This window comes from Pseudomonas sp. C1C7 (assembly GCF_013359595.1).
Classification (GTDB): domain Bacteria; phylum Pseudomonadota; class Gammaproteobacteria; order Pseudomonadales; family Pseudomonadaceae; genus Aquipseudomonas.
In genome coordinates, this window is sequence record NZ_JABFMP010000019.1 from 11,623 (window position 1) to 23,629 (window position 12,007).

General features: G+C 57.9%; 8 protein-coding genes. 3 read left to right on the top strand and 5 right to left on the bottom strand.

Annotated features, from left to right (window positions below; translation table 11 throughout):
• Positions 1 to 37: 37 nt before the first annotated feature.
• Entirely contained in the window at positions 38 to 5,503 is a 5,466-nt protein-coding gene (locus HNO86_RS16760) for a hypothetical protein (RefSeq protein WP_175378054.1), read from the bottom strand.
• A gap of 132 nt (positions 5,504 to 5,635) precedes the next feature.
• Positions 5,636 to 6,979: a CDP-diacylglycerol--serine O-phosphatidyltransferase gene (pssA, locus tag HNO86_RS16765; protein ID WP_175378055.1), complete on the bottom strand. Its 1,344-nt coding sequence runs from the start codon at positions 6,977 to 6,979 to the stop codon at positions 5,636 to 5,638.
• Positions 6,980 to 7,217: 238 nt separating this feature from the next.
• On the opposite strand from pssA, the gene HNO86_RS16770 reads away from it, so the two are divergent.
• From HNO86_RS16770 to HNO86_RS16780, 3 genes are all read left to right on the top strand, one after another.
• A complete protein-coding gene (locus HNO86_RS16770) occupies positions 7,218 to 7,781 on the top strand; it encodes a TetR/AcrR family transcriptional regulator (protein WP_175378056.1) in 564 nt (187 codons plus the stop codon).
• Between the two features lie 55 nt (positions 7,782 to 7,836).
• Complete coding sequence (locus HNO86_RS16775; RefSeq protein WP_175378057.1) at positions 7,837 to 8,313, top strand: nuclear transport factor 2 family protein; 477 nt, start codon at positions 7,837 to 7,839, stop codon at positions 8,311 to 8,313.
• 193 nt (positions 8,314 to 8,506) lie between these two features.
• On the top strand, positions 8,507 to 9,286 hold the full coding sequence (locus tag HNO86_RS16780) for a TSUP family transporter (RefSeq protein ID WP_175378058.1): 780 nt from the start codon (positions 8,507 to 8,509) through the stop codon (positions 9,284 to 9,286).
• Here HNO86_RS16780 and nudC read toward each other — a convergent pair.
• The 3 genes from nudC to HNO86_RS16795 all read right to left on the bottom strand — a co-directional run bounded on the left by nudC (position 9,254) and on the right by HNO86_RS16795 (position 11,943).
• Positions 9,254 to 10,084: an NAD(+) diphosphatase gene (gene nudC / locus HNO86_RS16785; RefSeq protein WP_175378059.1), complete on the bottom strand. Its 831-nt coding sequence runs from the start codon at positions 10,082 to 10,084 to the stop codon at positions 9,254 to 9,256. The genes HNO86_RS16780 and nudC overlap by 33 nt on opposite strands.
• A gap of 7 nt (positions 10,085 to 10,091) precedes the next feature.
• A complete protein-coding gene (locus tag HNO86_RS16790) occupies positions 10,092 to 10,904 on the bottom strand; it encodes a crotonase/enoyl-CoA hydratase family protein (protein WP_175378060.1) in 813 nt (270 codons plus the stop codon).
• Between the two features lie 217 nt (positions 10,905 to 11,121).
• Positions 11,122 to 11,943 carry a class I SAM-dependent methyltransferase gene (locus HNO86_RS16795; protein ID WP_256672662.1) on the bottom strand — a complete coding sequence of 274 codons (822 nt, stop codon included), beginning with the start codon at positions 11,941 to 11,943 and terminating at the stop codon, positions 11,122 to 11,124.
• Positions 11,944 to 12,007: the final 64 nt, after the last annotated feature.

Consider the following 12,007-nt stretch of genomic DNA (forward strand, 5'->3'; position numbering starts at 1 on the left):
CTCGCGAAGCGTCCTGAAGGGGTCAGCGTTGTCGAGGTCAAGGAATCAGCGGTGCGAAACCCTCAAGTTCCGCCCCGTAAGGCTTGCCGCGGTGATCCACGCCATACCATTTATTGTCCTTGAATATGGCCGTGGTATTAGCACCCCGGTGTACGCCTTCCATTAGCGCTTGATTCGAATTCGCCCAGTTTGGCAGTTTACGTCCCGCCGCTTCGATAGCAGCGCTGCCAAAAAAGCTTCTGACTTTATCGACTCCCGTTTGCAGGCGTCCGATACCGCTTGGGGTAACCGCGAATACACGACTGATCAACATTTTACCGCCGCTTCGTACAGCTCTTGCACTACCTTCAACCAGGTCAGGCAATCCACTGAACGGGTTGATCACTGAATTGACGGTACCCACGCTGATTTTCATTAACTCAAAGGCCTTCACTGGCACGGGTGAAATTGACCGCACAGCACTCATGGCGTTACCCGCACGTCCCACCAATCCAAAAAGACTCGATGTGGCATCGGTAAAACACCCGAACGCGCCATTGATCAAGCCGAGGCGCGTACCGTCGCTCAAGTCGTTCACACAGCCGACAAAGGGAATCAGCTGCAGTGCAAAGGCTTTCAAGCTTTCCCAGAACTGCTTCTGCCTGTCCCGCGGTGTGCTTCCTTTGGCGCGGTCAAGCAGCGCCTGCTTTTGTCCCTGCAGAAAATTATCGTGGACCACGACATTGATGATCCTGCCCAGCTTGGGCGAAAAATAGCCCTGGGGGAGGTAGACCGATTCATCCGCGTCATCTGTCAAGGATGTAGCGGGAATGCTGTCACCCAATTTCTCGATGATCAATTTGGGTGATTTGACATCGGCGACCGGGGCACGACCGGTTGTGTAGGCCTGGAAATCGAAAGGCAGTTCCGTGCCGCGCTGAACGTCGGCATTGACCAGCCCCTTACCCATCCTGACTTTTTCGACTTTCATCACGCCATTGAGCGGCAGCACATCGGGCAGGTCCAAACGTTTGATGATTTTCATTTGCGCCGGGAACACTTCGAAATAACTGATTCCGCCAAGGTATTCACAGCGTATCAACGTACCGTACCCACCCCGTAACGCAGCCCGAAGCTGCGGTGTTTCATCCTCTTTTGTCCGACCGGATTCATTTCGCAAGGTGAACAATTCAACGGTTCCCTGCTCAAGGCATTGACGGTCTGCCCAAGGCAATTCGGCAAACAGGAGTTTGGTTGGAGCGATAAACGCCTTAGAAAAATCGGTGAAATAACGGTCAACGGAAGCCGTTAAAAGCGTGTCAATTTTTGGTAACGCCCGGATTCTTCTTGCCCACAGCTCGTGTGTCATTCCCTGACGTTCGGGGTGCCACCAATCTGTAGGATTCAAATCGCCCGCCATGTACACCTCGACCAGATCGTGGGTGGTCCCTTCTGTTGTTGCGCGGATATTCTCGACAGCACCCAGATTCCTTGACCAGAGTTTCATCGCCTCTATTTCGCTAACACTTGAATCGGGAAATACCTTGCGTAGCTCAATGATGGCCAGCTCCCTGCGCGATTGCAGTGGCCGGGAAAAGGTATGTAATGCCTGGGCGATTTCGACGCGCTGCCTGGCGAACATTCTGGCGGCATTTTCATAATCCCCGGCGGTATAGGTCGGGCTCTGTTGAACAACGCCGTTCATGACACCCCATGCCACCATGACGTCGGTACCCAGGGTCTTGAGTAACAGGCGGATTTCATCGGTGGCTGGATCCAACGTTCCAAGGGCCATGAGCTGTTCAACAGTCATTTCACGGGAACAACCTGGATTCATTTTCTCGGCAATGGCAATGCCCAGGCGCAAAACCGTCCAGTTGACGCTTCCCATGCGCACCTTCTCACTGCTGTCCGGCACGAGAAACTCCGGTGCAACCTGGGCCAGGAACACGTGCGCCACAAGGGGCGCAGTCTGCGCACTGACGCCCTTGTTACTGATCAAATGATTTTCGATATCGGCACGTATCGCACCCGGATCACGCCCCCTGTTGTTCGGCTGGTAGATATCGTAACCGGCAATCTTTCCGAACTCGCCAGGTGCGTCGGGATCAACGCCGAGCTTGATCGCAGCGCACAGGAGTTGCCGGTAGTGCTCGATTGAAGGCGTTTGCCCTGCTGTCGCGCCATACCAACTGAGCTTTTCGAGCAACTGCTGCCCCCAGGAGCTTGATGTCTTCGTGTCAAGGATCTCGGTGAGAAGGCGGTGGGCGTGGGTTCGCCGATCTGCGAGCGATGCGTCAAGGAGCCGATCATCATCCAACGCTTGCAGGATGGACGACGACCCGTCCTTCAGCACGTTGCACAACTCGATGACTTGGGTCCTTTCAGCGTTTGACAGCATGACGGACTCAGGGTTACCCACCAGCAAATCGCCACCGTAATTGCATAGCGGTGGGGATGGCGGTATGGACGTGGTCAGCCAGCGAACGATGTTGCGCAGCTCCCCGGCATTTTGGGGCGCTTCAAAGCCCATGAAACGTATGATCTGCAGTAGATCGCTTGTCGTACTGGTGTACAGCGTATCTCCGGATTTTTTTGCTTGCTCGAGCAGCTTGTCGAGCGCTGCCTTCAGCACCGGCTGCGCGCTCACTGCCGCTGTCAGATCGACCCACTCGTCGTTGAAGAAAACCTGGATGTTCCCCTGGCTGACCCTGGCGGGATTTGCGCTGCAATCTATTTTTCGAGCCTGGCAAAGCCCGATCATGGCGGGTAACGCCAGAAAATCATTGAGATGGTGGCGTATTTTCTGGCTCGCCTGCGCAAGTGAAGGGCTAACAAAGTCCGTCATGATTTCTGACAGGAGCACGGTGGCGTTTTCAGCCTTGTCCGTTACAGCCAGTTCGAGGGCAGTCACCAGGTGCGCGCGTGCCGTTGTCTCTTCAGCAGCCTGCCTGACCTGTTCGACCGCCATTTCCAGGTGCGCCTTTTTACCGTTAGAGAACTTGGGCCAACCCGATACCCTCAATTGGTTCGCCAGTTGTTTCGCGCCCTCCTGCGTTGTGGGCGGGGTTACCCCGTAAAACCTGAGTGCCACATCCCGGGAAATGGAGTTCGAGCCTGTACTGACATGGTTCATCCCCAGATTGTCGGGGTCGAGCAGTTCAAGGACTGGCAGCAATGACTTGGCAGCCGGCCACCATCCCGAATCATCCCACAGGTCAAACGATCGACGTTTGGTTGTACCGTTTTGCGCAACAGTCCCTACTACCGAGTCGTGAAAGATACGCACCGTTGACAACGTCATGTCATTGGCAGTGAAGAACGCTTGAAGCGCTTTATCGTTCACGGCTTGCTTATACAGCGCGAGCGATGAGTGGATCAGCGCTCCCGCCGCAATCGCCACCGGAGTGTCCCGGTCGGAATCCAGCATCTTCAAGAGGTCGTTTTGCAGCTGTATATCCGCACCTGAGAGAACACCCGGGTCACTCAACGTCTCCAGCGTCCACTCGGCGGCACGTTTTGAGCGTTGCGCGCCTTTTTGCGAGCTCATGTCGGGATTGTTGAAACGCTCAGCTTCGATTTGCTCGATGCCCTTGACGATCAATTCACCGGCGGTGATTGACCAGCTCCAAGGCACGGGTTGCTCCAACAGGTGGGCAACCTCCTCCACCAGTTCAGCCTCATTGGTCGTCGCGTTGGCGATCCGTGCCTTGATTGCCAGTTCAACCGATGGCACCGCGCTCAGGAGGGTTTGCACCTCATTGAGAATTTCATCACGTAGCCCGGTGTCTTCTTCCAGGACAAAATGCGAGCCACCGGTAACGGCCCCGCCCCTCAGGCCGTAAAACTCGTTAACAGCCGCATATAGCGCCGTCATGGAGGTGATAGCGATCGCAGCAGCGGCACGTGGATGCTGCTGGGTAGCGCCCGTCATGGCATTGAACGTCGCTACGCCCATCGCGGCCAGGCAACTGGCAGCGTTCTGAAGCCAGGCACCGAGATCGGAGTACCACGTAGCGAAGAACCGCTGCTGTTGCTCCAGCGGCTCGGATATCGGCGCATAGGGACCATGCGGATGGGGTAACGACGGTGATTGTCGACCCAGGAGTGGATTGAGCACGTCTGTAAATCGTTCAAGCAGGTTTGCGATCGCATCCCGTTCATCCGTCTCCACGCCTTCGACGGGATGCCAGCCGGTCATTACATGCATGGCCTGGCTCAACAATTGATCGAGTTGATTGCCAAACGCTCTTATCTGCTCGGATAGATTCACAGGCGTCGAAGCGGTTTTTCCTTGTTCCGGTGAAACCCGCGGCGCGTGAAGTTGGCCCGGAACGGGTAGATGAGGACGAATTTTTTCAGCGATCCTCAACACCCCGACGATATTAAGGATATTTGCCACGTACAGTATTCGGGCAACCAGTCCTCCTGGAACTCCGGATCGATTGACTGAGACATGGTTGTAGAAATCAGACTTGCGCTCGATTTCCTCCAGCCTATCCATCAACGAAAAGTCGGTTTCGGTTTGCGCAGGGGCGTTTCGAACTTCCGCTGCGTTCAGTACCGAATTTGTCCGGCTACTGATGCGTTGGCCCCCTGCCCGCATCGATGCAGGATCAGTCCACTGTTTGATTTCATCGAGCGACGACGGCGCTGGTTTCAGTTCAATGCTTTGCCAGAGTTCATGCACCGCTCGTTTGTGCCGGTCCGGGAAACGTTCCTGGCGAGGCTCGTTCAGGCGCTGCAGAAACTCGCCCAGCAGAAACTTCGTTTCTTCAGGAGAGCGCCGAACCTCTGCACAGTCCTCCAGTTTCATCAATGTGCTGTTCAATCGCCCCTCTTGCCACGGCCTGATGGATGACCGGCATTGCTTGACGATTTCTTGAAGGCTTTGCCATTGCGAGTCCGTCAACAACTCACCGTTGGCGATTTTCTCGTCCCTTTGAAGTCGTGACAGCGTCAGCTGCGACTGGATGAACCCGGCAACGCTGTCTCTGTCAGTGCCTCGAGGGAAGTTGAGGCGTTCACCGAACACGCTTGCCCATTCTTTGGGGGCCAGTTTGCAAATCGTCTCGACAATTTCGCGCAGTCGCTCTGTCGTCAACTCACCTTTGGGTTCAATCGAGCGCATCGTTGCATCGACGAACAGATCCGCCAGCGATTTGCCCATTGGCCTTTGAAAAAAACCGGTTTGCAGAGCGTAGAGCAGCTCTTCCTGGGATAGGGATTGGGTTTTCAGGTATTCGACAACGCAAGCACAGGCCTCGTTGAAAGCGCGCTGATTCTTGATCACGTCCCACGGAGCTTCGTAGCCACCCGAATATTCGGGAAACACGACGCCGTCTTCCGCAACAGGTATAGAGCTTCCCGCTGCTTGAGGGTGGGTATCAGCGAGCACCAGCTGTCGCCGGCCCTGGGAGGCTATCGATACCTGCGCGGCCAGGTGGGTCGGGGCATGACGTGCGGAGTACGGGAAGGAGTGATTGGCAGATTGGGTGGCGTTTACATGAACAGAATGGAGCACTGAGAGTTTCCTTGCAGACTACCCGCGACTTTGGGCCAAAGGCTAGGTGGCGTGCAGCAAGGAAACTATAAAAAAGCGCTCGCAGCGGGCTCCCCTGGTGGGAACCCGATAGATTGTTGGTTGCGTCGACGTTTATAGAATGCGGTACAGCAAACGCTCGATACGCACCCGGCTGACACGCTTGAGAAACTTCGCCACCCCCGCCGGGTAATCGGGCAATGTTTCCAGGTCCTGGAAGCGCTCGATACGCGTCGTGTGTTGGAAGATCTCCGTCAGTTCCTTGCGACGCGGTTCCAGCAGTTCGCCCTTGGGATCATCGATCAACAAGGCATTTTCCAGATCCAGGCGAAACGCCCGCGGGTTGAGGTTGTTGCCGGTGAGCAAGGTGTAGCGCTGGTCCACCCACATGCCCTTGAGGTGGTAGGTGTGATCGCCATCCTTCCACAGGTGCAGGTTCAACTGACCGCTGTCGATGTTGCGCTGATGTCGCTTGGCGAAGCGACGCAGACTGATTTCGTAGAGGTAGGGCAGCGCCGATATCACCTTGAACGGCTCGCTCGGCGGGATATAGAAGTCGTTGGCCGTCTTGTCGCCGACCACGATGTCGATCTTCACGCCACGGGCCAGTGCGCGGTTGACCTCGCGGATGATCGCCAGCGGCAGATTGAAGTACGGCGTGCAGATGGTCAGTTGCTGCTGGGCGCTGGCGATCAGTTCGCAAATCGCCCGGTTCAGCGGATTGTTCTTGCCCACGCCCAGCAATGGGCTGACCGACAGACCGCTCCTGTCCGTGCTGCCTTGGGTGGTGTCGTAGGCGGCATGCTTGAGGCGACTGCGCAGGTCGCCGATGTCATTGCGCAGGCTGCGGGTCGTAGGCAGGTTCGGCAGATCGAGGCGATGTACCGCCCGGGAAGCCACCAGACCGTGTTGCACCAGATGGTGCATCGAATCGGCCAGCTTGCGGTCCTGCAAGAGGTGATAGCGGTCGTAGCGGTACTTGTCGAATTTGTGCAGATAAACGTTATTCAGGCTCGCACCGCTGTAGATCACGCAGTCATCGATGATGAAGCCCTTGAGGTGCAACACGCCGAACAGCTCGCGGGTCTGCACCGGCACGCCATACACCGGCACTTCGCTTGCGTGGGTGCGGGTCATCTCCTGATACCAGGCCGAATTGCCCGGCTGTTTACCCGCGCCGATCAAGCCGCGCTGAGCGCGCAGCCAGTCGACGACGACCACCACGTCAAGGTGCGGACGCGCCAGTTTGGCCGCGTGCAGGGCATCGAGAATTTCCTGACCGGCTTCATCTTGCTGCAGGTAAAGCGCGACGATGTAAATGCGCTGCGTGGCGCTGGCGATTTTTTCCAGCAGACAACGGCGGAACTCGGCAGCACCAGAAAGGAAGGTAACGGCATCGGCCGTCAGCGGAAAACTGCGCAGTTTGGGCAGCAGGGAGCGTTTGAAAAGCAACGGCATAGGGCTCGCAATCGGGTCGAATCCAGAGAGTTTGAGAGCTTACACCATGGATGGGTTCGGGTCTTGCGGATGACAACATTCTCCATGTAGGAGCTGCCGCAGGCTGCGATCTTTTGATCTTGCTTTTAAAAATCAAAGTCAAACAATCGCAGCCTGCGGCAGCTCCTGCACACGGCCATTTATCAGACACTGGAAATATTATTTGCCAAAGGAGAACGTTCGTTCTACTGTTAGCCACATGAACGAAATCACTGGCAACGACACACGCGACATCATTCTGGATGTCACCGAAAAGTTGATCTACAAAGGTGGCATTGCCGCTACCGGCATGGATCTTCTGGTGAAAACCGCCGGTGTCTCCAGAAAGAGTATCTACCGCTACTTCGCCAACAAGGACGAACTCGTTGTCGCGGCCCTGATGCGCCGGGATCTACGCTGGATGCACTGGTTCACAAGTGCGGTGAATCAGGCCGAAACCCCGGCCGACCGCCTGCTCAACCTGTTCACCGTGCTCAAGTCATGGTTCGAATCCGAAGGCTTTCGCGGCTGTGCTTTCATCAATACCAGCGGCGAAACCGGCGACCCGCAGGACCCGGTCCGCCTGGTCGCTAAAGACCACAAACAGAAACTGCTCGACTACGTAAGCGAGCTGTGTACCGAACATGGCGCCGACGATCCGCAGACGCTGGCCAAACAGCTGCTGATCCTGATCGAAGGTGCCATAACCGTGGCGCTTGTAATGGGTGATCACAGTGCCGCCGATAATGCGCAATGCATGGCGCGAAAGTTATTGGACCTGTAAAACTTAATCAAGCCCGACAACTTGCTGGAACTTTAACTTTATACGGAGACGTGAAATGTCTAACGCCGAAGTTCGTCCGCCATTGCCGCCTTTCACCCGTGAATCGGCCATCGAAAAGATCCGTTTGGCCGAGGATGGCTGGAACTCCCGCGACCCGGAACGCGTGTCGCTGGCCTACACCCTGGACACCAAATGGCGTAACCGCGCCGAGTTCGCCACCAATCGCGAAGAGGCCAAAGCCTTCCTGACCCGTAAATGGGCCAAGGAACTGGATTATCGCTTGATCAAGGAACTCTGGGCGTTCACCGACAACCGTATTGCCGTGCGATATGCCTATGAGTGGCATGACGACTCGGGCAACTGGTTTCGCTCCTATGGCAACGAGAACTGGGAGTTCGACGAGAACGGCCTGATGGCCCACCGCTTTGCCTGCATCAACGACATGCCGATCAAGGAAAGCGAGCGCAAATACCACTGGCCACTGGGTCGCCGTCCTGACGATCATCCGGGTCTGTCGGATCTCGGTCTGTAAACACCGCCGTCCCCTGTAGGAGCTGCCGCAGGCTGCGATCTTTTGATCTTGCCTTTTAAAAGCAAAGTCAAAAGATCGCAGCCTGCGGCAGCTCCTACACAAAGCATTCGGTCGCCCGCCGGAGTGGATAGAGGTAAGATACCGCCCCTCCCCCGCAGCCCTTGCTGCACTCTGCCGAATTAAGCCCGATTCCATGCCCTTCGAACTCAGCGTTGACCTCTTCACCCTGGCCATTCTGGCCCTTGTCGCTTTCATTGCCGGTTTCATCGATGCCATCGCCGGTGGCGGCGGTCTGTTGACCACCCCCGCGTTGCTCACCGCCGGCCTGCCGCCGCACCTGGTGCTGGGCACCAACAAACTCAGTTCGACCTTCGGTTCGGCCACCGCCAGCTTTACCTTCTACCGCCGCAAGCTGTTCCACCCCAAGCAATGGATGCACGCCATCATCGGTACCCTGGTCGGCGCGCTGACCGGTGCCGGGGTCGCGCATTACCTGCCCGCCGAATGGCTGAACAAGATGCTGCCGGTGATCGTCTTCGCCTGTGGCATCTACCTGTTGTTTGGTGGCACGCCCAAAGCGCCGCTGGACAGCAACGCACCGATCAAGAAGAAATGGCAATCGACCCAGGGTTTCACCCTCGGTTTCTACGATGGTGTGGCAGGTCCCGGCACCGGAGCGTTCTGGACGGTCAGCAGCCTGCTGATGTACCCGATCGATCTGGTGAAAGCCAGCGGAGTGGCGCGCAGCATGAACTTCGTCAGCAACATCGCGGCGCTGACGGTATTCGTGATTTCCGGGCAAGTGGACTGGATCATCGGCCTGTGCATGGGCCTGTCCGTGATGGTGGGGGCGTTTTTCGGGGCTCGCACCGCCATCAGCGGCGGCGCGAAGTTCATTCGTCCGGTGTTCATCACCGTGGTGCTGGGCTTGACCGTGCGGCTAGCCTGGCAGCACTGGTTCAGCGTGGCCTAAGCGCCGCGCCACATAGACGTCGATCAGGTAACGGGCAATCGAGCGCGACGCCGGCAACGGCGGCAGCGCATGGACGTTGAACCACTGGGCGTCCTCGATCTCGTCTTCCTGGCAGACGATCTCGCCCCCGGCGTATTCGGCATGGAAGCCAAGCATCATCGAGTGCGGGAACGGCCAGCACTGGCTGCCCATGTACTGAATGTTCTTGACCTCGATCCGCACCTCCTCGCGTACCTCGCGAATCAGGCAGTCCTCGGCCGATTCGCCAGGCTCGGCAAACCCCGCCAACGTGCTGTAGACCCCGGTGACGAACCGTGGCGAGCGTGCCAGCAGCACCTCGTCGCCACGGGTCACCAGCACGATCATGCTCGGTGAAATGCGCGGATAACTGCGCAGATCGCACGGCTGGCAATACATCGCCCGCTCGCGCGGCACCTGGGTCATGGCCTGACCGCAGTTGCCGCAGAAGCGATGCTCGCGGGCCCAGGTGCCGATCTGCGCGGCATAGCCCAGGACCTTGTAGAGGGTGTGATCGCCTTCGAGCATGAATGCCCGCAAGCCTTTCCAGTTGCAGCCCGGAACGTCGCTGTAACTGCGCAGTTCCAGCAGGTACACCGGCTCGCCATCGAGATGACCGATGCCATGTTCGGCCAGAACCGGCAGGTCCTGGCGCTTGAGCCATTCCCGGGGGAACAACGCGCCGTTGTCATCGAACAAAAAACCTTCGGGGCTGCGCGCTACGGCCCAGCCGCCCGGTTGATCGGTGTCCAGTACTGCAGTGGTCCAGCGTGGGGTCATTTTTCACTCAATCCAGAAATTCGGGTTTCTGTTTGCTCATATGGGCGGCCATGGCCACGCGCAAATCGTTGGATTGCAGCATGGCGGCGTTCCAGGTGGCGACGTATTCCAGGCCGTCATCGATGCGATGATCACGCATGTAGCTGATCATCTCCTTGGTGCCGGCGATGGCGATCGGCGACTTGCTCGCGATTTCGCGGGCGATGCCCATGACGCCGTCGAGCAGGCTGGCGGTGTCGCTGTAGACGCGGTTGACCAGGCCCATGCCACGGGCTTCTTCGGCGCCGAAGTTGCGTCCAGTGTAAGCCAGTTCACGCAGCATGCCGTCACCCATGATGCGCGGCAAGCGTTGCAGCGTGCCGACGTCGGCGGCCATGCCGATGTCGATTTCCTTGATCGAGAACTGTGCGTCTTCGGCGGCGTAGCGCATGTCGCAGGCGGCGATCAGGTCGATGGCGCCGCCCAGGCAGTAGCCCTGGATCGCCGCGAGCACTGGCTTGCGGCAGTTGTCGACGGCGTTGAAGGAGGCTTGCAGGTTGAGGATCTTGCGCCGCAGCAGGCGCGCGTTACGGCCGACGTCCTTGCCCATTTCATTGGCGACGCCTGCCAGCATCATCAAGTCGATGCCGGAGGAAAAATGCTTGCCGGCGCCACTGAGCACCACCACCCGCACTTCGTCGGTGTCATCGATCCACTGGAAAATCTCGACGATCTCGCTCCAGAACGCAGCATTCATCGAGTTGATCTTTTCCGGGCGGTTGATCTGTACATGAGCGATGTTATCGACCAGTTCGACGTTGAACGCGGAGTATTGAGACATGCCGGGGATCCTTCTAGCGGGCAAAAAAGAGGCCCGACTATAACAAGGGCGGGAGGTGGCGGTTCGGCCAAAAGCGGGACCGGCTTGGGCTTTGTGGTGTGATTCAGGGCCTCTTCGCGGGCAAGCCCGCTCCCACAAGGATTGCAGGTGTTCACATAATTTGCGTTCACTCGGACCCTGTGGGAGCCGGCTTGCCCGCGATGAAGGCACCGATGATCTAACTGCCCTTCACCGCCACAAACACCGCCGTCTCATAAGGCACCGTCACCTCATTCCTGCCCCGCAGCTCGGGCTCACCCTCGATCATTGCCCGGATCCTCTCATCGACCTTCGCCCGCTCCGCTTCCGGCAGCGCCGCGATAAAGCTGGTGGAACGGACCCGATTAAAGATCACATCCTCCGGCGAGCCGCTATGGCCATGGCTGAAATGCAGCGCCTGCAACGGCCCGAACGCCGGATGCGGGAACACCCGGCGCCATTCGCCGGTGTAATAGCGTGGCGTATCGCCCTCCAGGGCATTGACGATGGCATCCAGCTTCGGCACCCAGCTGACTCGCACATCCCGCAGATTCCAAACCAGCCCCAGCCGTCCGCCGGGCTTGAGCACCCGGGCGATTTCGTCGAGGGCCTCGTTCGTGGCGAACCAGTGAAACGCCTGGGCGCAGACCACCGCGTCCACCGACGCATCAGGCAAGGGCAAGTCCGTCGCCGTCCCCTTTACTGCCAGCACCTCCGGGTAGGTTTCCGAGAGTTTTTCCAGCATCTGCGCCACCGGTTCCACGGCGATGACCTGTGCACCGGTGGCCAGCAGCCGGCCGGTGAACTTGCCGGTGCCAGCCCCGAGGTCGATGACCGCAGCGTCGGCATTCAGTCCCAGGGTATCGCTCAGCCAGGTGGCCACCTGGGGCGGGTAATCCGGGCGACCGCGCACGTAGGTATCGGCGCCGGTCCGGTAGCCGGTGGCGGCTGAGTGGTGAATCTGATCTTTCATGGCAGAACTCCAGTTCGGCGATGGTTGCTGACGAGCATAACCCTTCAACTTGAGCTTTCCTTGCTCTGGACTCTAGAAACAAAATGAATGATTGTTCACCTTGCGCTATCAA

Excerpts from the sequence above, each read along its gene's own strand:
- HNO86_RS16790 (WP_175378060.1), bottom strand. The coding sequence starts at position 10,904 with ATGTCTCAATACTCCGCGTTCAACGTCGAACTGGTCGATAACATCGCT.
- pssA (WP_175378055.1), bottom strand. The coding sequence starts at position 6,979 with ATGCCGTTGCTTTTCAAACGCTCCCTGCTGCCCAAACTGCGCAGTTTT.
- HNO86_RS16775 (WP_175378057.1), top strand. The coding sequence starts at position 7,837 with ATGTCTAACGCCGAAGTTCGTCCGCCATTGCCGCCTTTCACCCGTGAA.
- HNO86_RS16770 (WP_175378056.1), top strand. The coding sequence starts at position 7,218 with ATGAACGAAATCACTGGCAACGACACACGCGACATCATTCTGGATGTC.
- nudC (WP_175378059.1), bottom strand. The coding sequence starts at position 10,084 with ATGACCCCACGCTGGACCACTGCAGTACTGGACACCGATCAACCGGGC.
- HNO86_RS16780 (WP_175378058.1), top strand. The coding sequence starts at position 8,507 with ATGCCCTTCGAACTCAGCGTTGACCTCTTCACCCTGGCCATTCTGGCC.